At 71.8% G+C, this 22,970-nt stretch carries 18 protein-coding genes and 1 pseudogene; 12 read left to right on the forward strand and 7 right to left on the reverse strand.

The features are described 5' to 3' along the window. The first annotated feature begins 3 nt into the window (after positions 1-3). From OHA61_RS29515 to lgt, 9 genes are all read left to right on the forward strand, one after another. Positions 4-645, forward strand: coding sequence for a TIGR02234 family membrane protein (locus OHA61_RS29515; protein ID WP_406305576.1), 642 nt, complete (start codon positions 4-6; stop codon positions 643-645). Between the two features lie 305 nt (positions 646-950). Continuing rightward, complete coding sequence (locus tag OHA61_RS29520) at positions 951-1,229, forward strand: HGxxPAAW family protein (protein ID WP_406305577.1); 279 nt, start codon at positions 951-953, stop codon at positions 1,227-1,229. Positions 1,230-1,323: 94 nt separating this feature from the next. Beyond that, entirely contained in the window at positions 1,324-1,764 is a 441-nt protein-coding gene (locus OHA61_RS29525) for a DUF2752 domain-containing protein (RefSeq protein ID WP_406307520.1), read from the forward strand. A gap of 126 nt (positions 1,765-1,890) precedes the next feature. After that, on the forward strand, positions 1,891-2,700 hold the full coding sequence (trpC, locus tag OHA61_RS29530; RefSeq protein WP_266477427.1) for an indole-3-glycerol phosphate synthase TrpC: 810 nt from the start codon (positions 1,891-1,893) through the stop codon (positions 2,698-2,700). A gap of 7 nt (positions 2,701-2,707) precedes the next feature. Further along, positions 2,708-2,941, forward strand: a complete 234-nt coding sequence (trpM, locus tag OHA61_RS29535; protein WP_328678848.1) for a tryptophan biosynthesis modulator TrpM — start codon at positions 2,708-2,710, stop codon at positions 2,939-2,941. A 255-nt stretch (positions 2,942-3,196) separates the two neighbouring features. Continuing rightward, a complete protein-coding gene (trpB, locus tag OHA61_RS29540; RefSeq protein ID WP_361911647.1) occupies positions 3,197-4,438 on the forward strand; it encodes a tryptophan synthase subunit beta in 1,242 nt (413 codons plus the stop codon). Further along, positions 4,435-5,250, forward strand: coding sequence for a tryptophan synthase subunit alpha (gene trpA, locus OHA61_RS29545; protein ID WP_324985671.1), 816 nt, complete (start codon positions 4,435-4,437; stop codon positions 5,248-5,250). Before trpB ends, trpA begins: the two co-directional genes overlap by 4 nt. 62 nt (positions 5,251-5,312) lie before the next feature. Continuing rightward, on the forward strand, positions 5,313-6,149 hold the full coding sequence (locus OHA61_RS29550; protein ID WP_406305578.1) for a DsbA family protein: 837 nt from the start codon (positions 5,313-5,315) through the stop codon (positions 6,147-6,149). 108 nt (positions 6,150-6,257) lie between these two features. Continuing rightward, positions 6,258-7,250, forward strand: coding sequence for a prolipoprotein diacylglyceryl transferase (gene lgt / locus OHA61_RS29555; protein ID WP_406305579.1), 993 nt, complete (start codon positions 6,258-6,260; stop codon positions 7,248-7,250). Positions 7,251-7,311: 61 nt separating this feature from the next. Here lgt and OHA61_RS29560 read toward each other — a convergent pair. From OHA61_RS29560 to OHA61_RS29590, 7 genes and pseudogenes are all read right to left on the reverse strand, one after another. Then, positions 7,312-8,128, reverse strand: a pseudogene (locus OHA61_RS29560) (HpcH/HpaI aldolase/citrate lyase family protein). After that, positions 8,125-9,336: a CaiB/BaiF CoA transferase family protein gene (locus OHA61_RS29565; protein ID WP_406305580.1), complete on the reverse strand. Its 1,212-nt coding sequence runs from the start codon at positions 9,334-9,336 to the stop codon at positions 8,125-8,127. Before OHA61_RS29565 ends, OHA61_RS29560 begins: the two are co-directional and overlap by 4 nt. Then, positions 9,333-10,217 carry a ribokinase gene (gene rbsK, locus OHA61_RS29570; protein WP_406305581.1) on the reverse strand — a complete coding sequence of 295 codons (885 nt, stop codon included), beginning with the start codon at positions 10,215-10,217 and terminating at the stop codon, positions 9,333-9,335. Before rbsK ends, OHA61_RS29565 begins: the two co-directional genes overlap by 4 nt. Then, positions 10,214-11,584 (reverse strand): ADP-ribosylglycohydrolase family protein, encoded by a 1,371-nt coding sequence (locus OHA61_RS29575; RefSeq protein ID WP_406305582.1) that lies wholly within the window; start codon positions 11,582-11,584, stop codon positions 10,214-10,216. The genes rbsK and OHA61_RS29575 overlap by 4 nt, the downstream gene beginning before the upstream one ends. Further along, positions 11,581-12,744: an ADP-ribosylglycohydrolase family protein gene (locus tag OHA61_RS29580; RefSeq protein ID WP_406305583.1), complete on the reverse strand. Its 1,164-nt coding sequence runs from the start codon at positions 12,742-12,744 to the stop codon at positions 11,581-11,583. Before OHA61_RS29580 ends, OHA61_RS29575 begins: the two co-directional genes overlap by 4 nt. Beyond that, positions 12,710-13,903 (reverse strand): ADP-ribosylglycohydrolase family protein, encoded by a 1,194-nt coding sequence (locus tag OHA61_RS29585; RefSeq protein ID WP_406305584.1) that lies wholly within the window; start codon positions 13,901-13,903, stop codon positions 12,710-12,712. Before OHA61_RS29585 ends, OHA61_RS29580 begins: the two co-directional genes overlap by 35 nt. Before the next feature lie 635 nt (positions 13,904-14,538). Next, the gene (locus OHA61_RS29590) at positions 14,539-15,573 is read right to left on the reverse strand and encodes an ADP-ribosylglycohydrolase family protein (RefSeq protein WP_406305585.1); all 1,035 of its coding nucleotides are present in this window, start codon (positions 15,571-15,573) and stop codon (positions 14,539-14,541) included. Between the two features lie 222 nt (positions 15,574-15,795). Between OHA61_RS29590 and OHA61_RS29595 the strand changes: the two genes are divergently transcribed. The 3 genes from OHA61_RS29595 (at position 15,796) to OHA61_RS29605 (ending at position 22,948) form a co-directional block, all read left to right on the forward strand. Next, positions 15,796-16,524: a VIT1/CCC1 transporter family protein gene (locus OHA61_RS29595; RefSeq protein ID WP_406305586.1), complete on the forward strand. Its 729-nt coding sequence runs from the start codon at positions 15,796-15,798 to the stop codon at positions 16,522-16,524. A 408-nt stretch (positions 16,525-16,932) separates the two neighbouring features. Beyond that, entirely contained in the window at positions 16,933-21,495 is a 4,563-nt protein-coding gene (gene gltB / locus OHA61_RS29600) for a glutamate synthase large subunit (protein ID WP_406305587.1), read from the forward strand. Continuing rightward, positions 21,488-22,948, forward strand: coding sequence for a glutamate synthase subunit beta (locus tag OHA61_RS29605; protein WP_406305588.1), 1,461 nt, complete (start codon positions 21,488-21,490; stop codon positions 22,946-22,948). Before gltB ends, OHA61_RS29605 begins: the two co-directional genes overlap by 8 nt. Positions 22,949-22,970: the final 22 nt, after the last annotated feature.

Here is a 22,970-nt window from a genome sequence, read left to right on the forward strand (position 1 = left end):
ATAGTGGGGTATGTGAGTGCTGTACCCGTACCCCAGCCCCGCGCCGCAGCCGCATCCGCCGCCGACAGCAGCCGGCGCAGCCTCGCCGTGGCCCTGCTCCTCGGCGCCGTCGGCGCCACCGTCGTGCTGCTCTCCTCCGGCCGGATCTGGGCCGAGGGCCGGGCCGCAGTCGGCGGCGGCACCCTGCCGCTCAACGCCGAAGGCAGCGATGTCACCGGCGTCCCGACGGCCCTCGCCATCGTCGGCCTGGCCGCCCTCGTGGCCGTCTTCGCGGTCCGCCGCGCCGGCCGGCTGCTGGTCGCCGCCCTGCTCGCCCTCAGCGGCGCGGGCGCGGCGCTCGCCTCCTTCCTCGGGGCCTCCGACAGCGCGGCCCTCGACGAGAAGGCGGCGAGGACGACCGGCGACACGGCTGCCACGGTCGACGCCCTCACCCACACCGCCTGGCCCTATGTGGCCGTGGCAGGCAGCCTGCTGATCCTGCTCGCGGGCCTGCTCGCGCTGCGGTACGGCAAGCAGTGGCCGGCCATGTCGGGCCGCTACGAGCGCGACGGCACCCCCCGGCCCCGCAAGGCCGCGGTCGTGGACCCGGACCGTCCCGAGGACCTGTGGAAGGCCCTGGACCGTGGCGAGGACCCGACCCGCTAGGCTGTCCGGTCGATCAGGCCGGATCAGTGAGCGGGGTCTGGTGCGGTGCATCGCAAGGCGGAGGATGGAGCCCACGCGGAGCGTAGGCGACTGACGACAACGCAGCGTGGGGGTACCTCCCGTGTCCGAAGGGCTACGCGGGAGTGCCGTGCCAGGGCACGCGAGCCCGGCAAGATCGCCCGGACAGAGCCTCAGCGTGAGACACCCCACGTCATCGCATGCCGTGGCGTACGGGACAATGAGAGACGAGCTTCGGCTCACCACAGCGCAACCACCCCAGAGCATCAGCGACGAGGAGCAAACTCATGGCGGGCAGCAGCCACGGACACACCCCGGCCGCCTGGACCGGTGTCACCATCGCCTTCATCGGTTTCTGCATCGCAGGCGTCTTCATGGTGGCGGCCAACCCGGTCGGCTTCTGGGGCGGCATCGCCGTCGTCTTCCTCGGCGGCATCGTCGGTGCCGCCATGAAGGCCGCGGGCCTGGGCATGCCGAAGGAGACCGAGGCGCAGGTGCGGGCCAGGACGCAGCCGGCCACGGCCACGGCCACCGCGCAGCCCGCCACCGTGCAGACCTCCGCCTGAGACCGGCACACCACAGCTGAACGAGGAAGGCGCAGCCCGGCACAGCCGGGCTGCGCCTTCCCGTACGAACGGGCAGAATCACGGGGTGGACGCCATGCCTTCCTCGCCCTTCTCCGCCGGACCCGCACCCGGCCCGGCACCGCTCGCGCGGCGCCTGGCCACGCCCCTGGCGACCCTCGCCGGGGTCGCCGCGGCCTTCGCGTACGTCGGCACGGTCGATCCCAACGAGCCGGGCCACTATCCGGTCTGCCCGCTGCTGCGCCTCACCGGCATCTACTGCCCCGGCTGCGGCGGGCTCCGCAGCGCGCACGCTTTCATCCACGGCGATCTGAGCGGCGCGCTCGGCTCCAACGCCATGGCCGTCGCGGGCTACGGAATCTTCGCCGTGGTGTGGGTGATCTGGCTGATTCGCGCCGTACGCGGCAAACCCATGCGGATCGCCGTCTCTCCCGTCTGGTGGTGGACGTTCGGCGGTGTGCTGCTGATCTTCAGCGTGGTCCGGAACCTTCCATTCGGCTCCGCCCTCGCTCCCTGATCGCTCACCGAAGTCCCAGGTAGTGGGACAGACGTCAACCGGATGCGAGCCCGGAGCCGTGCTGCGGATACCATCGAGATGGCTGATCCTGAACCATCATCACCGTCCCGGAAGGGGGCCGCTCGCGTGAGTGTGCTCGACGAGATCATCGAAGGCGTGCGCGCGGACCTCGCAGAGCGGCAGGCGCGCGTGAGCCTCGACGAGCTCAAGGAGCGCGCCGCCAAGGCTCCTGCGGCCAAGGACGGCGTCGCCGCGCTGCGCGGCGAGGGCGTCCATGTGATCTGCGAGGTCAAGCGCTCCAGCCCGTCGAAGGGCGCGCTCGCCGCGATCGCCGACCCGGCCGGACTCGCCGCCGACTACGAGGCGGGCGGCGCGGCCATCATCTCCGTACTGACCGAGCAGCGCCGCTTCGGAGGATCCCTCGCCGACCTCGAAGCAGTCCGCGCCAAGGTCGACATCCCCTTGCTGCGCAAGGACTTCATCGTCACGGCGTACCAGCTGTGGGAGGCCAGGGCGTACGGCGCCGACCTCGTGCTGCTGATCGTCGCCGCGCTCGAGCAGGAGGCCCTGGTCTCGCTGATCGAGCGCGCGGAGTCCATCGGGCTCACCCCGCTGGTCGAGGTCCACGACGAGGACGAGGTCGAGCGCGCGGTCGAGGCCGGAGCGAAGATCATCGGTGTCAACGCCCGCGATCTGAAGACGCTCCAGGTCGACCGCTCCACCTTCGAGCGGGTCGCCCCCGAGATCCCGGCGCACATCGTCAAGATCGCCGAGTCCGGTGTGCGCGGTCCGCACGACCTGATCGCCTACGCCAACGCCGGTGCCGACGCCGTTCTCGTCGGTGAGTCCCTGGTCACCGGCCGTGACCCCAAGTCGGCGGTCGCCGACCTGGTCGCCGCCGGAGCCCACCCCGCCCTGCGGCACGGGCGGAGCTGAGCCGAGGATGACCGTCCGCCGCGCCTGCCGACCGACCACACCGGGCCGCCGCCCGGGGCTGGCCGGTGCGCGCGCCGGACTGCCCGCACGCGACCCGCATGCGCCGCTCGCCCGGGGCTGCAAGCCGCGCGGCTGCCGGGCCCCGGCTCGCCGGGTGCACGGCCGCCGGGTGCGGTACGTGATCGGCTCGGAGCCGGGCCAGGTCAACGGCATGCGATGGCGCGGGGCCTGCGCGCGCTAGGCGGTGCCGCTGCGCGGGGCTCGTTCCCCGACCCGCCCCTTCCCGAACTGGGGCTCCGCCCCAGACCCCGTACGCGCTTCGCGCGTGTCCTCAAACGCCGGACGGGCTGAAGAATTCAGCCCCGCCGGCGATTGAGGCGCGGGGGCCGGGGCGGAGCCCCGGTTACGGCAAGGGGTCACCCCGGACGCGCGCGCATACCGTGTCCCTGCACACCAGACTTCTGGGGCATCAGCCCTGACAAGGAGCATGTCGCACATGTCCAGCGACTTCTTCATCCCGGACCCGGAGGGTCACGTCCCCAGCCCCCAGGGCTACTTCGGTGCCTTCGGCGGCAAGTTCATCCCCGAGGCCCTCGTCGCCGCCGTCGACGAGGTCTCCGTCGAGTACGACAAAGCCAAGGCCGACCCCGCCTTCGCCGCCGAGCTCAATGACCTGATGGTCAACTACACGGGCCGCCCCAGCGCGCTGACCGAGGTGCCCCGGTTCGCCGAGCACGCCGGTGGCGCGCGGGTCTTCCTCAAGCGGGAGGACCTCAACCACACCGGCTCGCACAAGATCAACAACGTGCTGGGCCAGGCGCTGCTCACCAAGCGGATGGGCAAGACCCGTGTCATCGCCGAGACCGGCGCGGGCCAGCACGGCGTCGCCACCGCGACCGCCTGCGCGCTCTTCGGCCTCGAGTGCACGATCTACATGGGCGAGATCGACACCCAGCGCCAGGCCCTGAACGTGGCCCGGATGCGGATGCTCGGAGCCGAGGTCATCCCCGTGACCTCGGGCAGCAGGACCCTGAAGGACGCCATCAACGAGGCGTTCCGCGACTGGGTCGCCAATGTGGACCGTACGCACTACCTCTTCGGCACGGTCGCAGGACCGCACCCCTTCCCCGCGATGGTCCGGGACTTCCACCGCGTCATCGGTGTGGAGGCCCGCCGCCAGATCCTTCAGCGGGCGGGACGCCTGCCGGACGCGGCCGTCGCCTGTGTCGGCGGCGGATCGAACGCGATCGGCCTGTTCCACGCCTTCCTCCCCGACGCGGATGTCCGTCTCGTCGGCTGCGAGCCCGCAGGCCACGGCATCGAGTCGGGGGAGCACGCGGCCACCCTGACCGCGGGCGAGCCGGGCATCCTGCACGGCTCGAGGTCGTACGTCCTGCAGGACGAGGAGGGCCAGATCACCGAGCCGTACTCGATCTCGGCCGGACTCGACTACCCGGGCATCGGCCCCGAGCACTCCTACCTCAAGGACAGCGGGCGCGCCGAGTATCGCGCGGTGACCGACGACGAGGCCATGCAGTCACTGCGGCTGCTGTCGCGCACCGAGGGCATCATCCCGGCGATCGAGTCGGCGCACGCGCTGGCCGGAGCGCTGGAACTCGGCAAGGAGCTGGGCAGGGACGGGCTGATCCTGGTCAACCTGTCCGGGCGCGGCGACAAGGACATGGACACCGCCGCCCGCTACTTCGGGCTGTACGACGGCGAGGGGGACGCGAAGTGAGCGGCAACATTGAGCTGTTGAACGACACCCTGGCGCAGGCCAGGAACGAGAACCGGGCCGCGCTCATCGCGTACCTCCCGGCCGGCTTCCCGACCGTCGACGGCGGGATCGCGGCGGTCAAGGCAGCCCTCGACGGCGGCGCGGATGTCGTCGAGGTCGGGCTGCCGCACAGCGACCCCGTCCTCGACGGCCCCGTCATCCAGACCGCCGACGACATCGCCCTGCGCGGCGGAGTCAAGATCGCCGATGTGATGCGTACGGTCCGCGAGGCGCACGAGGCCACCGGGAAGCCGGTCCTCGTCATGACGTACTGGAATCCGATCGACCGGTACGGCATCGAGCGATTCACCACCGAGCTCGCCGAGGCGGGCGGCGCAGGCTGCATCCTGCCCGACCTGCCCGTCGAGGAGTCCGGTGTGTGGCGGGAGCACGCCGAGAAGCACGGCCTCGCCACGGTCTTCGTCGTCGCGCCCAGCAGCCAGGACGCCCGGCTCGCGAAGATCACGGCGGCCGGTTCCGGCTTTGTGTACGCGGCCTCGCTGATGGGCGTCACCGGCACCCGGGAGTCCGTGGGCGCACAGGCCCAGGACCTGGTGCGGCGCACCCGCGCAACCACCGAGCTGCCGGTCTGCGTGGGCCTCGGGGTCTCCAACCCCGAGCAGGCCGCCGAGGTCGCCTCCTTCGCCGACGGCGTCATCGTCGGGTCCGCTTTCGTCAAGCGGCTCCTCGACGCACCGGACGACGCCGAGGGCCTGGTCGCGGTACGGGAACTGGCTGCCGAGCTCGCCAAGGGCGTGCGCAGGGGCGCGTAGCTCGTACGAGTGGATCTGGGACCGGGGAGGCGTGCAGCGCCTCCCCGGTTCGTTTGTGGGATGTGAGCGAGAAGAACCAGGAACGGAAGCGGACCGCGCGAGAGCGGATCCAGCAGGAACGCGAGCAGGAGAAGGCGCGTGAGAAGCGCCGGCGGCTGCTGATCGTCTCGGCCGCGGTGGTGGGCGTCCTCGGCCTCGCCGCCGTGATCGGGGTGATCGCGGCCAATTCCGGGAAGAACGACGGCGGCTCCGACGCCGGTCCGGCGCAGGCGCCCGCGGGCGCGCAGGGCAAGGACCAGCTCGCCATCCCGGTGGGCGCGAGCGACGCCCCCTCGACGCTCACGGTGTGGGAGGACTTCCGCTGCCCGGTCTGCGCCCAGTTCGAGAACGCCTTCCGGGACACCATCCACGACCTGGAGGCGACAGGCCAGGTCAAGGTCCAGTACCACCTCGCCACCATCATCGACGGGAACCTGGGCGGCAGTGGCTCGCTGCGCGCGGCGAACGCCGCGGCCTGCGCGCAGGACGTCGGCAAGTTCGATGCGTACCACGATGTCCTCTACCAGAACCAGCCGCCCGAGACGCAGGACGGCTTCGGCGAGAACAGCAGGCTGATCGAGCTCGCCGGCAAGGTCGAGGGCCTCGACACCCCCGCCTTCCGCTCCTGCGTGGAGGACGGCACACACGACACCTGGGTTCAGAAGTCGGCCACCGCGTTCAGCAACAGCGGCTTCACCGGCACGCCGACCGTGCTGCTCAACGGGGAGAAGGTCTTCCCGGACAAGGGCGGCGAGCAGATCTCCCAGGCCAACCTGAAGAAGTGGGTCGCCGAGGCGAACAAGGGCAAGAAGCCGGGCACCCAGCGGTCCACACCGGCGCCGAGCGCTCCCGCTTCCTGACCGGTCGCGGCCCCCGGGATCTGCCGCGACACGGGCGGGGCTCGTTATCCAGACGTTGCCGGGTGGGTTGCCGTACGTCCCACCCGGCAGGGTAGCGTCGGTCCTGCCATGGAACTTGCCTACATTCCCAGCCCGTCGACCGGAGTGATCCATCTCGGACCGCTCCCGCTGCGCGGCTACGCGTTCTGCATCATCATCGGCGTCTTCGTGGCCGTCTGGTACGGCAACAAGCGCTGGATCGCCCGGGGCGGCAAAGCCGGCACCGTGGCCGACATCGCCGTCTGGGCGGTGCCCTTCGGCCTCGTCGGAGGCCGGCTCTACCACGTGATCACCGACTACCAGCTGTACTTCAGCGAGGGTGAGAACTGGGTCGACGCCTTCAAGATCTGGGAGGGCGGCCTCGGCATCTGGGGCGCGATCGCCCTGGGCGCGGTCGGTGCCTGGATCGGCTGCCGCCGCCGCGGGATCCCTCTGCCGGCCTGGGCGGACGCTCTCGCACCCGCCATCGCGTTCGCGCAGGCGATCGGCCGCTGGGGCAACTGGTTCAACCAGGAGCTGTACGGCAAGAAGACCGACCTGCCCTGGGCCCTCAAGATCACCGAGGGTACGAACCGCGAGGCGGGCCTGTACCACCCGACCTTCCTGTACGAGTCGCTGTGGTGCATCGGCGTCGCGCTGCTGGTCATCTGGGCCGACCGCCGCTTCAAGCTGGGACACGGCCGGGCGTTCGCGCTGTATGTCGCGTCGTACTGCGTGGGCCGGGCCTGGATCGAGTACATGCGCGTCGACGAGGCACACCACGTGCTGGGACTGCGCCTGAATGTGTGGACATCGATCGTTGTCTTCGTGCTGGCGGTGACCTACATCGTGATCTCGGCGAGGGTGCGGCCGGGGCGCGAGGAGGTCGTCGAGCCGGAGAGGCCCGCGAAGAACGCTCCTGTCGCCGCTGATGAGGCTCCGAGCGACGACGACGCTCCCGCCGATGACGATGCGGACGGCGACGCCGGGGACCGCGACCCCGCGGACGGTGACGAGAAGGCTGAGGCGGACGCGGACGCCGACGCGGCTTCCGCCGACGCGGAGTCGGCCAAGAAGGGCTGACAGCGGGGAAAGCGCGCGACGAGGCCGCCGGGACCGAAAGGTTCCGGCGGCCTCGTCGCTTTCAGGAACTCCATGTCCATGAACCCTCGCGGCGGGCGAGAGCCAGTGTCCGCTGCGCCGCGGCCACGATCGCCGCGTCGACGAAGCGGCCGTCGGGCAGGGCGAGCGCGCCTCCTTCCGTCGCGGCCGCCTTGACGATCTCCTCCGCCGCCTCGATCTCCTCGGGCGTCGGGCGGAACGCCCGCTCGATGACGGGGAGTTGGCGGGGGTGGATGGCTGCCCGGCCCAGGAAGCCGAGGGCGCGGCCGTGGGTGCAGGAGGCGTAGAGGGCGTCGAGGTCGCGGATGTCGGGGAAGACGGACTGGGCCGGGGGCGCGAGACCGGCCGCGCGGGCGGCGACCACGATGCGGGTGCGCGGCCAGTCCAGGGAGGTGCCGTCCCGCACCCCGAGGTCCGCGCGGAGGTCGGCCTCGCCGATGGCGATGCCGTGGACGGCCGGATGGGCGGTGGCGATCGCGTACGCGTGCTCGATGGCGAGAGCCGATTCGAGCAGCGGATACAGGGGGACGCCCGGTGCGCGGGCCGCGATCCGCCGGATGTCAGTGGCGTGTGCGACCTTGGGAATACGCAGAGCACAGAGGCCCGGAAGCGCGATAAGGGCCTCGATGTCATGGGGGGTGTTGATGCGGACATGGACAGGAAGCCTCTGGGGGGGAAGCGAGAAGTTCGGCGGTGGCGGCCAGCGCGTATTCCTTGCGGTCGGGGGCCACGGCGTCCTCGAGGTCGACGATCACCACGTCGGCGCCGGAGGCGAGTGCCTTGTGCACGACTTCGGGGCGGTCTCCGGGTGCGTACAGATAGGTGAGCGGGGTGGTCATAGGGCGCCCTGGGTGCGGAGTGCGGCGATATCGGCCCGGGACAGGCCGAGTTCGGTGAGGACGGCATCCGTGTCGGCGCCGTGCGGGCGGCCCGCCCAGCGGATGGCGCCGGGGGTCTCGGAGAGCCGGAAGAGGACGTTCTGCATACGGAGCGGGCCGAGCTCGGGGTCGGGGACCTCCGTGATGGTGTCCAGCGCCTGGTACTGGGGGTCTTCCATGACGTCCCGGACGTCGTAGATCGGGGCGATAGCGGCTTCGGCCTTCTCGAAGGCGGCCATGGCCTCGGCGCGGCTGCGCCGGGCGATCCAGCCGCCGACCGCCTCGTCGAGTACGTCGCCGTGCTCGGCGCGTCCGCTGCCGGTGCCGAACCACGGCTCGTCGATCAGATCCGGGCGGCCGACGAGATGCATGACGCGTTCGGCGATGGACTGCGCGGAGGTGGACACGGCCAGCCAGGAGCCGTCGGCGGTGCGGTAGGTGTTGCGGGGGGCGTTGTTGCGGGAGCGGTTGCCGGTGCGGGTCTGTACATAACCGAGCTGGTCGAACCAGAGCGGCTGCGGGCCGAGGACCGTCAGGATCGGCTCGATGATCGCCATGTCGACGACCTGGCCACGGCCCGTGGCGGTGCGGGCGGCGAGTGCGGTCATGACGGCGTACGAGGTGGCGAGCGCGGCGATCGAGTCGGCGAGGCCGAACGGAGGAAGGGTGGGCGGACCGTCGGGCTCGCCCGTGATGGAGGCGAAGCCGCTCATCGCCTCGGCGAGGGTGCCGAAGCCGGGGCGGTGGGAGTAGGGGCCGAACTGCCCGAAGCCGGTGACGCGGGTCAGGACGACACGGGGGTTGGCACTGCTCAGCTCGTCCCAGCCGAGCTGCCATTTCTCCAGGGTGCCGGGGCGGAAGTTCTCGATGATGACATCGGCGGTGGTCGCGAGGCGAAGGAGGGTCGTGCGGCCGCCGGGGGTGGACAGATCGAGGGTGACGGTGCGCTTGTTGCGGCCGAGCAGCTTCCACCACAGGCCGACGCCGTCCTTGTCGGGGCCATGGCCCCGGGAGGGGTCGGGCCGGGTGGGGTGCTCGACCTTGATGACCTCCGCGCCGAAGTCGCCGAGCATGGTGGCGGCGAGCGGGCCCGCGAAGAGAGTGGCCAGGTCGAGGACGCGCAGCCCCTGAAGGGGGGAGGGAGCCGGCGGCTTCGGCTGGGCGGTCATGAGGCGTCGATCTCGGGGCGGTACGGCATGGAGGTGGAGGCTCCGGGGCGCTGGACGCACAGGGCGGCGGCCGCGGACGCCCAGGCGAGGGCGTGATCCACGGGTTTGCCCTCGCCGAGCGCGACGGCGAGCGCGCCGACGAAGGTGTCACCGGCGCCGGTGGTGTCGACGGCGGTGACCTTGGGGGCGGGGACGGTGAAGGGCGCCGTTCCCCGGCTCGCGTACAGGCAGCCCGCCGAGCCGAGGGTGATCACCACCTCGGGGACCTGGCGCAGCAGGGCCTCGGCCGCGGCGTGCGGGTCGGCGACACCGGTGAGCGTGGCCGCCTCGTGCTCGTTGGGCACCAACAGGTCGGTGGCGGCGAGCAGTTCGGGAGGCAGGGGCTGGGCGGGGGAAGGGGTGAGCACGGTCCGTACACCGTGGCGGCGTGCGGCTTCGGCGCCGTCGAGCACGGCACTGAGGGGGAGTTCGAGCTGGAGGAGCAGCGTGTCGGCGGTGGCGATGAGGGCCTCGTCGCCGGGGGCGAGGGAGGTGACGGTGCCGTTCGCGCCGGGGATCACGACGATCGAATTGCCGCCCTCGTCGTCGACGACGATATGGGCGGTGCCGGAGGGGCCCTCGGCGGTGCGCAGGAGATCGGTGTCGACGCCGGAGGAGACGAGGGTGTGCCGCAGGCGCCCGCCGAACTCGTCCGAGCCGACCGCGCCGATCATGGCGACTTCGCCGCCTGCGCGGGCGGCGGCCACGGCCTGGTTGGCGCCCTTGCCGCCGGGGATCGTGCGGAACTCCCGTCCCGTGACGGTCTCCCCGCGCTTGGGTGCGTTGGCGACGTAGGCCACGAGGTCCATGTTGGTGCTGCCGAGCACCGCGATGACGGTCATGGGCGGAGTACCTCCTGGTGAGTGAGGTGGGCGAGGGTGTCGAAGCCGATGCCGTCGAAACCGGCGACGGAGGTGGCGAGACGGTTCTTGAGCGGGGCGGTCCAGCGGCCGGGGATCGCGTCGGGGCTGCCGGTGAGCAGGCCCGCGAGGGACCCGGCGGTCGCGCCGTTGGAGTCGGTGTCCCATCCGCCGGAGACAGCACGGCAGATGGAGCCGCTGAAGTCGCCGTCTGCGTGGGTGAGGGCGGCCGCGAGGAGGGCGGCGTTGGGGACGGCGTGGACCCAGTGGTAGTGGCCGAGCGCGGCGTGGAGATGGTCCACGACGGTGTCGAAGTCCGGTTCGGCGCGGGCGGTGTCGATGCCGAACCGGACGGCCCGTGACAGGCGGGAGCGCGGGGGAACGACGGTGAGCCCGGCCGCGAGGGCGTCGTGCACACCGGCTGTGCCCCCGGCCGCGGTGGCCAGGGCGGCGGCGATGAACATCGCACCGTAGACGCCGTTCGCGGTGTGGGTGAGGCAGGCGTCGCGGTGGGCCTGCGCGGCGGCGGCCGCGGGGTCGCCGGGGTGCGTCCAGCCGTGGATGTCGGCACGGATGGCGGCGCCGATCCACTCCCGGAAGGGGTTGCGGCGGGCGCCGGTGAGCGGGGGTTCGACGCCGGAGAGGAGATTGCGGTACGCGATGCGCTCGGCGGTGAAGGTACGGCCGGCCGGGAGTTCGTCGAGCCACAGCTGTGCGAGCTCGGCGGTGGTGAACGCTTTTCCGTGGCGCTGGAGGAGAAGGAGGTTCAGCAGGGGGTAGTTGAGGTCGTCGTCCTCGGGCATGCCGTCGATGTTCTCGGCGAGCGAGGTGGCGGCGGACCGGCGGTTCCAGGGGTGGGCGGCGGCGAGTTCAGGGGGGAGGCCCTTGGCGGTGAACCAGGTGGTGAGGGGCCAGTTGCCGGTGGCGCGGGCGAGGGCACGGATGCCGTCGAGCGGGAGCTTTTCGACGGGCTTGCCGAGCAGACAGCCGACGGCGCGGCCGAGCCAGGCGGCGTGGAGTGCGTCCGGGCCGCTGGGGGTGGGACGGTTCGCGGGCGGGGCGGGCCAGGCGGGGCAGGCAGCGGTGATCAGCGTCAGGGGTGTGGGCTCGTACTCCGTCAACGGAGAAGGAAGCAGGGCCAGTTCGTCCAGGAGCTCGTGCGCCAGGGCGCGCAGGTGCGGGGGCGCGGGGGTGGGGGACGCTCCGGCGCGGGGCGGGGCCAGGGGGCCGCCCGCCCGGAGCCAGCGGCTGCGGATGTCCCGCGCATCACGGCCGTCCTCCTCCGCCTGGCGCAGTTCGTGGCCGACCAGGTCCTCCGGCTGGACCCAGGTGAGGCGCAGGCCCGTCATGGCAGGTCCGTCAGGCGGACGAACGCCGACTCGTGGGCGCGGCGGCGCTCGCGGTCACGGGTGAAGATCTCCCGGGCGACCGCGGCCAGCTCCCGCGCCGGGGCGTGCAGGTCGATACGGCTGGCTTCGGCCACCGTCTTCGCCCAGTGGCTCGGCACCGCGGACTCCCCGTGGAGCGCGCCCGCGATCGCACCGGCCATGGAGGCGATCGAGTCGCAGTCGCGCCCGTAGTTGACGGCGCCGAGGACCGTATGGCGGTAGTCGCCGCCGACGGCCAGCAGCATGCCCAGGGCGATGGGCAGTTCCTCGATGGAGTGCAGCCGCGAGGGGCGGCGGGCGGCGAGGGAGGGGGAGCGGTAGTCCGGGCCGACCGTGTCGAAGGGGGCGACGGCGGCGCGCAGCGGAGCCAGTGCCGACTCGAAGTCCGAGTGCTGGGCGGCGACTTCGGCGACCGCCTCGATCGCCGCCTGCGTACCGTCCTTGGCGAGGGCGAGCGCGGTGTCGATCACCGTGGTGGGGGTGGCGTCCGGGAGGCAGGCCGCCGCGACCGCCGCGGCGAAGACGCCCGCCGCCTCGCGGCCGTAGGAGGACTGGTGGGCGCCGGCGATGTCGACGGCCTCGGCGTAGGCAGCCGTCGGATGGGCCGCGTTGACCAGGCCCACCGGAGCCATGTACATCGCTGCGCCGCAGTTGACGATGTTGCCGACGCCTGCCTCGCGCGGGTCGTTGTGGCCGTAGTGCAGGCGGGTCACCATCCACTTCTCGGCCAGGAACACGCGGTGCAGGGGCAGTGCCTCCGCCTCCAGCTCAGGGATCCAGCGGGGGGTCGAGATCAGATCGGGGACCAGCTGGTCGGCGACTGCGTACGCGTCGAGGTGGTCGCGGACGGTCGCGTAGACACGGACCAGTGCGTGCGTCATGAGGGTGTCGTCGGTGATGTGCCCGTCGCCCTTGTGGTACGGCGCGATGGGGCGGGCGGTGCGCCATTCGTCGCCGTGCCACGGGCCGACGATGCCATGGACGCGGCCGCCGTGCCGCTCCACGATCTGCTCGGGGGAGTAGCCCTCGACCGGGCCGCCGAGCGCGTCACCGACCGCCGCGCCGATCAGGCTGCCCGTGATCCGGTCATCGAGTGTGAGCGTCTCGAGTGTCGTCGTCATGTCGGAATTGTCCCCCCGGGGCGGTCAGTTCCGTGTGTGCGAGCAGCCCGGCGAGTTCGACGAGATCCGTCCCGGCGAGGCGGGGGAGGGCGCAGCCGGCGAGGGTCCGGCAGGCGTCGCGCCAGGTGGCGGGGACAGAGTCACCGCCGCCGAGCGCGCCGGTCAGCGCGCCGACGAGAGCGGGGGCGGAGTCGGCCACGCGCGACAGACAGGCGGCGGCGGGCACGGCCTCGGCAACGCGGCCGCGGGCGGCGACGGCCAGGGCGAGGGAGACGGGGACGGTCTCGGCGGCGGCGATGCCGTAGCTGTAGACGTGGTCGACGATCTGGTGCTCCAGAAGGGGCACGAGTTCGAAGGCGCCCGTCGAGTCGCGGGCGAGCTTGACGGCGTGGTGGGCGTTGCGGCCGATCTCGGTGGCGTCGGGGAGCTCGGCGAGTGCGGCGTCGACGGCGGCGTCGACGCTCGCCCCGCCGAGCGCGGCGGCGACGGCCGCGGCCATGGCGCGGGCGCCGTGCACTCCGTCGCCGTCCTGGCTGTAGCGCGCGTCGAACTCGGCGAGTTCGGCGGCTGCGGCCGGGTCCCCGGGGTGGACGACGGCGAGGACCGCGGCGCGTACGCAGGCGGCGTCGTCGAAGTAGTGCGGGTTGTCGTGGCCGGTGGCGGGCGGACGCAGTCCCGTTGCGAGATTGCCGAGTCCCGCGCGTACGGAGATACGGGCGCGGAGGGGGAGCACGGCGGACTCGACCTCGGGGGCGCGGTCGGCGGCCGCGGCGACCTCGCTGGCGAGCGAGTTCCAGGCGAGATCGACGGCGGCCCGCATCCGGCGCCCGGGGGCGAGCCCGGCGAAGAGGTCCCCGGCGGCGGTGAGCACGGTCTCGGCGGCGAAGGCGGCCCATTCGGCGTCGTCGGAGGGGCCGAGGCGGAGGGGTTCGGGAGGCTGGTTGAGGGCGATGGGTACGGGGAGGGTGGTGGTGGCGTTCTGCTCGGCGAAGGTGTCGAGCTCACGGGTGAGCCGCCGGGTCCACTCAGGCATCCGCGCGGCCCGGTGCCGGGCGGCGGGCCACCCGGCGGCGTCCCCGGCGGCCAGCCCGAGGATCAGCCCTTCGATGGGCCGTGCCGGGGGCCTTTCCCTCACCCTGCCCCTTCCCGGCTGCGACATCTGCGCCTCCGCCGCGCGGGCCGGCAGGCCCCCAGCCCCCCGACGGGTGCTCGCCGCTCCGTGCGAGGGGGCCGGGGCGTCGCCCGGTGCTTCGCGCAGGGCCTGCAGACCTGCCGGGCCCGCCGGTTCGCTGCTCGCCGATTCGGGCGAACGGACTGCGGTGTCCGCGGGCGCGGGCGATGCGGCGACCGAGCGGAGAGCTTCCAGGGCTGCCGGTGCCCGGCCGGAGGCGCTGCCAGGCGCTTCGCGCGAGCGGAGTGGGCTGATCCCGCCTGTGCCCGAGTCTGGGGGCGGGCCCCCAGGCCCGCTGTTGGTGCTCGGCGCTCCCCCCGCGTGGGCCGGGGTGGTGGCGCTCTGCCCGCTGCGCGGGCGGGCGGGGTCGTCCACGGTGGGCGCTGTGGCCGCGCTGTGCGGACCTGCAAGGGCCGACGTACCGCCGGAGCCGCCCCGCCCGGCCGCGGCGTCGCATCGCGCTTCACCTGGGCCCGGCGGACCGGCCGGGGCCGTCGTACCGCCGGAGCCGCCGGGCCCGGCTCCCGCAGTCGGACCGCAGGAGCCGCCAGGCCCGGCCGCCGGAGTCGGGCCGCAGCCCGTGCCGCCCAGGTCGCCCGCGGCCGGTGGCCCTCCCTCCGCGGTCATCGCGTCACCTGGGTGTCGTCGTCCGGCGTCAGGAGTTCCGCGATGTCCAGGACGTGGTAGCCCCTCATCGACGGGAGGCAGCTCCCGCGGACCGGGCCGATCGCCGAGGACCACGCCGGGGGGATCGCCGAGGCTCCCGACAGGGCGCCGGCCAGGGCGCCCGCCACCGCTGCCGTTGTGTCCGCGTCGCGGCCCATGTTGACCGCGGTCAGGACCGACGTACGGAAGTCTCCGCGGGCCGCCGCGAACGCGCCGAAGGCCAGCCCCACCGCCTCCGGGGCCAGGTCCGTCCACGGGTAGCCGCCGATCACCACCGCCGAGCGGACGGAGCGTTCCATCGACAGGGTGTCCGCGTGGGTGCGCTGGGCCGCCACCACCGCGCGGCGCAGAGAGCGGGCCGTCCAGGAGTCCATGGGGACGACGGACAGCGCGGCGCCGATCACCGAGGCCGGACCGCCGCCCGCCATCGCGGCCGCCACACCCGCCGCCACCGCCTGGCCGCCGTAGATGCCCTCGCCGTCGTGGCTGACGCAGCCGTCGATCGCGACGAGTCGCGCCGCCTCCGCCGGGTGGCCCGCCGCGAAGACCCCGAACGGCGCCGCCCGCATCGCCAGGCCGTCGCTCCATGCGTGCCGGTGCTGGGCCGAGATGGGGGCGGCGAGTCCGCGCCTGAGATTCTCCAGGGTGCCGCGTTCACTGAAACCCGCACCCCGGAACGGGCCTTCGTCCAGATCCGCGATCCAGTGGTGCCACGCGTTCTCGACATGCGCGACGGTCAGCGCCGAGCCGTGCCGCGCCAGCAGCAGGCCCGAGAAGATCGCGTACTCCGTGTCGTCCGTGCCCGCCGGGTCATCGCTCACGAAGCCCTCGATACGCCCCCATCTGCGGCGGATCTCGGACGGCCGCATGTTCTCGGCGGGTGCACCGAGCGCATCGCCCACCGCGAGGCCCAGCAGTGCACCACAGGCCCGATCCCGCAGAAGCGAGGCCTTACCGGCCGGATCAACGGGATTGCATGCAATCAACTCCATGGGGCGGGCCCCTTTCGCGCGCACCGAGCCTGTTCCTGCATCTGTGCCACGCGCGGCGCGCGACGAGTCTGAGAAACATCCCTGTCACCCGCTCGATGTCACCCGCCGGCGTCCAGGTAAGTACGGCCTGCCTTGCTGGCGCAGCCCTTACATCGTGCGTATTTTCGAGGGTGTCGGAGGGGGCACGGACCATCAAGTCCGCTGCCGGAAAAGGGGAGAACTGTGTCCATCATCGAAACCGAGGCGACGCTTCACGCGGCGCACCGCGACAACCACACCCACCGTGACGTCAACGGCGGCTGGCTGCGACCCGCGGTCTTCGGCGCGATGGACGGACTCGTGTCCAACCTCGCCCTCATGACCGGTGTGGCCGGCAGTGCCGTGTCCCAGCAGACCATCGTCATCACCGGTCTCGCGGGTCTCGCCGCCGGCGCGTTCTCCATGGCGGCCGGCGAGTACACCTCCGTCGCCTCGCAGCGCGAGCTCGTGGAGGCCGAACTCGACGTCGAGCGGCGGGAGTTGCTGGGGCACCCCGTCGACGAGATGGAGGAGCTCGCCGCCCTCTACGTCGCCCGTGGCGTCGAGCCCGCACTCGCCCGCGAGGTGGCGATGCAGCTCTCCAGGGACCCCGAGCAGGCGCTGGAGATCCACGCCCGCGAGGAGCTCGGCATCGACCCGGACGACCTCCCGTCGCCGACCGTCGCCGCGGTCTCGTCCTTCGGCTCGTTCGCCCTGGGCGCGCTGCTGCCCGTGCTGCCCTACCTGCTCGGAGCCAGTGCCCTGTGGCCCGCGCTGCTGCTCGCGCTCGTCGGGCTCTTCGCCTGCGGCGCCCTCGTGGCCCGCGTCACCGCGCGCAACTGGTGGTACAGCGGACTGCGCCAGCTGGTCCTGGGCGGAGCGGCCGCCGCCGTCACCTACGGACTCGGCGCGCTCCTCGGCGCGGCAATCTGACGCGCCCAGCTCCTCGGCCCCCACCCGCTCCTCCGCCACCACCCGGCCCGCGTGCGCCACCGCGCTCGCGGGCCGAAAGTTTGTGACGTACGCCCTCTACGAAAACCGCCGCAGGTGCGACACTATGCATGGCGCTACATAAGTTGCCGTTACTCCGCGGTTTCGAGTCCTTAACCACCGGGCATGAGCCGTAGGCGCTGCGGGCAATGAAGCCTGCTCTGCGACGGGTCCACTGACACCGATCTGTCCGTGTGTGACCCACCTCCACCGCCTTGGGCGGTGTCCGCATGTTGGAATGACCTATCCACTTTCCGAGAAGCACTCCATCATGTAACCTGCACGAAATTTCGCAGAGGGCCAACGTCGTCCCTCGGCAGTGAACATGCCACGACGACGACGGGAGAGCCGATGCGTTCCGACGCCTGGTCGCCCATGGACGGTCGCCCCGCCCCTCAGGGGATGTACGACCCCCGTAACGAACACGACGCATGCGGCGTCGGGTTCGTGGCCACCCTCACCGGTGTTGCCAGCCATGAGCTGGTAGAACAGGCGCTGACCGTCCTGCGGAATCTTGAGCACCGCGGCGCCACCGGCTCCGAGCCCGACTCCGGCGACGGCGCGGGCATCCTGCTCCAGGTCCCGGACGCCTTCCTTCGCGAGGCCACCGACTTCGAGCTCCCCGAGGCCGGCTCCTACGCCGTCGGCATCGCCTTCCTGCCCGCGCTGGACAGCGACGACGCTGTCTCACGGATTGAGACGATCGCCGCAGAAGAAGACCTGAACGTCCTCGGCTGGCGCGAGGTCCCCGTCACCCCGGACCTCCTCGGCAGCGGCGCCCGCGCCACCATGCCCGCCTTCCGCCAGCTCTTCGTGGCCGACGGCTCAAGCAAGGGCATCGAGCTCGACCGCAAGGCCTTCGTGCTGCGCAAGCGCGCCGAGCGCGAGGCCGGGGTCTACTTCCCCTCGCTCTCCGCCCGGACGATCGTCTACAAGGGCATGCTCACGACCGGGCAGCTGGAGCCCTTCTTCCCGGACCTCTCCGACCGGCGCTGCGCCACGGCCGTCGCGCTCGTCCACTCGCGCTTCTCGACGAACACCTTCCCGAGCTGGCCGCTGGCCCACCCGTACCGCTTCGTCGCGCACAACGGCGAGATCAACACGGTCAAGGGCAACCGCAACTGGATGCGCGCCCGCGAGTCGCAGCTCGTCTCCGACCTCTTCGGCGCTCAGAAGCTGGAGCGGATCTTCCCGGTCTGTACGCCGGACGCCTCCGACTCCGCCTCCTTCGACGAGGTGCTGGAGCTCCTCCACCTCGGTGGCCGCTCCCTGCCCCACTCGGTGCTGATGATGGTCCCCGAGGCGTGGGAGAACCACGACTCCATGGACCCGGCCCGCCGCGCCTTCTACCAGTACCACTCCACGATGATGGAGCCCTGGGACGGCCCGGCCTGTGTCACCTTCACCGACGGCACCCAGGTCGGCGCTGTCCTGGACCGCAACGGACTGCGCCCCGGCCGCTACTGGGTCACCGACGACGGACTCGTGGTCCTGTCCTCCGAGGTCGGCGTCCTGGACATCGACCCGGCCAAGGTCGTCCGCAAGGGCCGCCTCCAGCCCGGCAAGATGTTCCTCGTCGACACCGCCGAGCACCGCATCATCGAGGACGACGAGATCAAGTCCTCGCTCGCCGCCGAGAAGCCGTACCGCGAGTGGCTGGAGGCCGGTGAGATCGAGCTCGAGGACCTGCCCGAGCGCGAGCACATCGTCCACACCCACGCCTCGGTCACCCGCCGCCAGCAGACCTTCGGCTACACCGAGGAGGAGCTGCGCGTCATCCTCGCGCCCATGGCCAGAAGCGGCGGCGAGCCGCTCGGCTCCATGGGTACGGACTCGCCGATCGCGGCGCTGTCCGAGCGCCCCCGGCTGCTCTTCGACTACTTCACCCAGCTGTTCGCGCAGGTCACCAACCCGCCGCTGGACGCCATCCGCGAGGAGCTCGTCACCTCGCTGCACTCCTCGCTGGGCCCGCAGGGCAATCTCCTGGAGCCGACCGCGGCCTCCTGCCGCAGCGTCACCCTGCCCTTCCCGGTGATCGACAACGACGAGCTGGCCAAGCTCATCCACATCAACGCCGACGGCGACATGCCCGGCATGACCGCCGCGACGCTCTCGGGCCTCTACCGCGTGAGCGGCGGCGGCGACGCCCTCGCGGCCCGTATCGAGGCGATCTGCGCCGAGGCCGACGCGGCCATCGAGGACGGCGCCCGGCTGATCGTCCTGTCCGACCGGCACTCCGACGCCGAGCACGCGCCGATCCCTTCGCTGCTGCTCACCTCGGCCGTGCACCACCACCTCATCCGCACCAAGCAGCGCACTCAGGTGGGCCTGCTGGTCGAGGCCGGTGACGTGCGTGAGGTGCACCATGTCGCGCTCCTCATCGGCTACGGCGCTGCCGCCGTCAACCCGTACCTCGCGATGGAGTCGGTCGAGGACCTGGTCCGCGCCGGCACCTTCATCGAGGGCCTGGAGCCCGAGCAGGCCATCCGCAACCTGATCTACGCGCTGGGCAAGGGCGTTCTGAAGGTCATGTCCAAGATGGGCATCTCGACCGTCGCCTCCTACCGCGGCGCGCAGGTCTTCGAGGCCGTCGGCCTCGACGAGGCCTTCGTCGAGAAGTACTTCAACGGCACCGCCACGAAGATCGGCGGCGCCGGTCTCGATGTCGTCGCCAAGGAGGTCGCGGCCAGGCACGCCAAGGCCTACCCCGCCTCCGGCATCGCCGCCTCGCACCGCGCGCTGGACATCGGCGGCGAGTACCAGTGGCGCCGTGAGGGCGAGCCGCACCTGTTCGACCCGGAGACGGTCTTCCGGCTGCAGCACGCCACGCGCACCAAGCGGTACGACATCTTCAAGAAGTACACGGACCGGGTGAACGAGCAGTCCGAGCGGCTGATGACGCTGCGCGGCCTCTTCGGCTTCAAGTCCGAGACCCGGCAGCCGATCTCCATCGACGAGGTCGAGCCGGTCGGCGACATCGTCAAGCGCTTCTCCACCGGCGCGATGAGCTACGGATCCATCTCCCGCGAGGCCCACGAGACCCTCGCCATCGCCATGAACCAGCTGGGCGGCAAGTCCAACACCGGTGAGGGCGGCGAGGACGCGGACCGTCTGTACGACCCGGAGCGCCGCTCCGCCATCAAGCAGGTCGCCTCCGGCCGCTTCGGTGTGACCTCCGAGTACCTGGTCAACGCGGACGACATCCAGATCAAGATGGCGCAGGGCGCCAAGCCCGGCGAGGGCGGCCAGCTGCCCGGCCACAAGGTCTACCCGTGGGTCGCCAAGACCCGGCACTCCACCCCGGGCGTCGGCCTCATCTCCCCGCCGCCGCACCACGACATCTACTCCATCGAGGACCTGGCTCAGCTGATCCACGACCTCAAGAACGCCAACCCGCTCGCGCGTATCCACGTGAAGCTGGTGTCGGAGGTCGGTGTCGGCACGGTCGCCGCGGGTGTCTCCAAGGCGCACGCGGACGTCGTCCTCATCTCCGGCCACGACGGCGGCACGGGCGCATCCCCGCTCACGTCGCTGAAGCACGCGGGCGGTCCCTGGGAGCTCGGGCTCGCCGAGACCCAGCAGACCCTGCTGCTCAACGGCCTGCGCGACCGCATCGTCGTGCAGACCGACGGCCAGCTCAAGACGGGCCGCGACGTCGTCATCGCCGCGCTGCTCGGCGCCGAGGAGTTCGGTTTCGCGACCGCGCCGCTCGTCGTCTCCGGCTGCGTCATGATGCGCGTCTGCCACCTGGACACCTGCCCGGTCGGTATCGCCACCCAGAACCCGGTGCTGCGCGACCGCTTCTCCGGCAAGGCCGAGTACGTCGTCAACTTCTTCGAGTTCATCGCCCAGGAGGTCCGCGAGCTCCTCGCCGAGCTGGGCTTCCGTACGATCGAGGAGGCTGTCGGCCACGCCGAACTGCTCGTCACGGACCGGGCCGTGGACCACTGGAAGGCGCAGGGACTCGACCTCGAGCCCCTCTTCTACGTCCCCGAACTGCCGGACGGCGCCGTGCGCCACCAGCTGATCGAGCAGGACCACGGTCTGGAGAAGGCCCTCGACAAGGAGCTGATCGAGCTCGCCGCCGAGGCGCTGAACGCGGTCTCCGCCGAGGCCGCCCAGCCGGTCCGCGCGCAGATCGCGATCCGCAACATCAACCGGACCGTCGGCACGATGCTCGGTTACGAGGTGACGCGGAAGTTCGGCGGTGCGGGCCTGCCCGACGACACCATCGACATCACCTTCACCGGCTCGGCCGGCCAGTCCTTCGGAGCGTTCCTCCCGAGCGGTGTGACGCTGCGGCTGGAGGGCGATGCCAACGACTACGTCGGCAAGGGCCTCTCCGGCGGCCGCGTCGTCGTCCGCCCGGACCGGGGCGCCGACCATCTCGCCGAGTACTCCACCATCGCGGGCAACACCATCGCGTACGGCGCGACCGGCGGCGAGCTGTTCCTGCGCGGCCGCACCGGCGAGCGCTTCTGCGTCCGTAACTCCGGTGCCACGGTCGTCTCGGAGGGCGTGGGCGACCACGGCTGCGAGTACATGACCGGCGGTCACGCGGTGGTCCTCGGCGAGACGGGACGTAACTTCGCGGCCGGCATGTCCGGCGGTGTCGCCTACGTCATCGACCTCGACCGGGACAACGTCAACTCCGGGAACCTGCAGGCGATCGAGTCGCTCAACGAGTCCGACAGGCAGTGGCTGCACGATGTCGTGCGCCGCCACGAGGAGGAGACGGGCTCGACCGTCGCGTCGAAGCTGCTGGCCGAGTGGTCCGTCGCGGTGGACCGCTTCAGCAAGATCATCCCGACCACGTACAAGGCAGTGCTCGCCGCCAAGGACGCCGCTGAGCTCGCCGGTCTCTCCGAGCAGGAGACCACCGAGAAGATGATGGAGGCGGCGACCAATGGCTGACCCCAAGGGCTTCCTGACCACCGGCCGTGAGGTCGCCAAGACCCGTCCGGTGGGCGAGCGGCTGAAGGACTGGAACGAGGTCTACGTTCCGGGCTCGCTGCTGCCGATCATCAGCAAGCAGGCCGGACGCTGCATGGACTGCGGCATTCCGTTCTGCCACAACGGCTGTCCGCTCGGGAACCTGATCCCCGAGTGGAACGACTACGCCTACCGCGAGGACTGGCAGGCGGCGTCCGAGCGGCTGCACGCCACGAACAACTTCCCGGAGTTCACCGGCCGTCTGTGCCCCGCTCCGTGCGAATCGGCCTGCGTCCTCGGCATCAACCAGCCCGCCGTCACCATCAAGAACGTCGAAGTCTCCATCATCGACAAGGCCTGGGACACGGGCGACGTCAGGCCGCAGGCGCCGGACCGTCTCTCCGGCAAGACGGTCGCCGTCATCGGCTCGGGCCCGGCGGGCCTGGCCGCCGCCCAGCAGCTGACCCGGGCGGGTCACACCGTCGCCGTGTACGAGCGCGCGGACCGCATCGGCGGACTGCTGCGGTACGGCATCCCCGAGTTCAAGATGGAGAAGGTGCACATCAACCGCCGCATCGAGCAGATGCGCGCGGAGGGCACCAAGTTCCGTACCGAGGTCGAGATCGGCCGCGACATCGACGCGGCGAAGCTGCGGCGGCGCTACGACGCGGTGGTCATCGCCGCCGGTGCGACCGTCTCACGCGACCTGCCCGTGCCGGGCCGTGAGCTGAACGGCATCCACTTCGCGATGGAGTACCTGCCGCTCGCCAACAAGGTGCAGGAGGGCGACTTCGTGGCCCCGCCGATCACCGCGGAGGGCAAGCACGTCGTCGTCATCGGCGGCGGCGACACGGGCGCGGACTGCGTGGGCACGGCCCACCGCCAGGGCGCGGCCTCCGTCACCCAGCTGGAGATCATGCCGCGGCCGGGCGACGAGCGTGCGGCGGGCCAGCCGTGGCCGACCTTCCCGATGCTCTACAAGGTCACCTCGGCGCACGAGGAGGGCGGCGAGCGGGTCTACTCCGTCTCGACGACGCACTTCGAGGGCGACGAGGACGGCAACGTCCAGTACCTGCACCTCATCGAGGTGGAGTTCGTCGACGGCAAGCTGGCCCAGAAGCCGGGCACCGAGCGCAGGATCCCGGCGCAGCTGGTCACCCTGGCGATGGGCTTCACGGGCACGGACCAGGCGAACGGCCTGGTCGAGCAGTTCGGCCTGGAGCTCGACGAGCGGGGCAACGTCGCGCGGGACGCGGACTTCGCGACGAACGTCAACGGCGTGTTCGTCGCGGGCGACGCGGGCCGTGGCCAGTCGCTGATCGTGTGGGCGATCGCCGAGGGCCGCTCGGCGGCGCGCGGTGTGGACCGCTTCCTGACGGGGACGAGTGAGCTTCCGGCTCCGATCCGTCCGACGGACCGTGCGCTGACGGTCTGAGCCCGGCCCCAACAGTCGTCCC

Source organism: Streptomyces sp. NBC_00885 (assembly GCF_045207475.1).
Classification (GTDB): Bacteria; Actinomycetota; Actinomycetes; order Streptomycetales; family Streptomycetaceae; genus Streptomyces.

Excerpts from the sequence above, each read along its gene's own strand:
- OHA61_RS29565 (WP_406305580.1), bottom strand. The coding sequence starts at position 9,336 with ATGACCGCCCAGCCGAAGCCGCCGGCTCCCTCCCCCCTTCAGGGGCTG.
- OHA61_RS29585 (WP_406305584.1), bottom strand. The coding sequence starts at position 13,903 with ATGTCGCAGCCGGGAAGGGGCAGGGTGAGGGAAAGGCCCCCGGCACGG.
- OHA61_RS29520 (WP_406305577.1), top strand. The coding sequence starts at position 951 with ATGGCGGGCAGCAGCCACGGACACACCCCGGCCGCCTGGACCGGTGTC.
- OHA61_RS29575 (WP_406305582.1), bottom strand. The coding sequence starts at position 11,584 with ATGACGGGCCTGCGCCTCACCTGGGTCCAGCCGGAGGACCTGGTCGGC.
- trpM (WP_328678848.1), top strand. The coding sequence starts at position 2,708 with ATGACCGTCCGCCGCGCCTGCCGACCGACCACACCGGGCCGCCGCCCG.
- OHA61_RS29525 (WP_406307520.1), top strand. The coding sequence starts at position 1,324 with ATGCCTTCCTCGCCCTTCTCCGCCGGACCCGCACCCGGCCCGGCACCG.
- rbsK (WP_406305581.1), bottom strand. The coding sequence starts at position 10,217 with ATGACCGTCATCGCGGTGCTCGGCAGCACCAACATGGACCTCGTGGCC.
- gltB (WP_406305587.1), top strand. The coding sequence starts at position 16,933 with ATGCGTTCCGACGCCTGGTCGCCCATGGACGGTCGCCCCGCCCCTCAG.
- trpB (WP_361911647.1), top strand. The coding sequence starts at position 3,197 with ATGTCCAGCGACTTCTTCATCCCGGACCCGGAGGGTCACGTCCCCAGC.
- OHA61_RS29605 (WP_406305588.1), top strand. The coding sequence starts at position 21,488 with ATGGCTGACCCCAAGGGCTTCCTGACCACCGGCCGTGAGGTCGCCAAG.
- lgt (WP_406305579.1), top strand. The coding sequence starts at position 6,258 with ATGGAACTTGCCTACATTCCCAGCCCGTCGACCGGAGTGATCCATCTC.
- OHA61_RS29590 (WP_406305585.1), bottom strand. The coding sequence starts at position 15,573 with ATGGAGTTGATTGCATGCAATCCCGTTGATCCGGCCGGTAAGGCCTCG.
- OHA61_RS29580 (WP_406305583.1), bottom strand. The coding sequence starts at position 12,744 with ATGACGACGACACTCGAGACGCTCACACTCGATGACCGGATCACGGGC.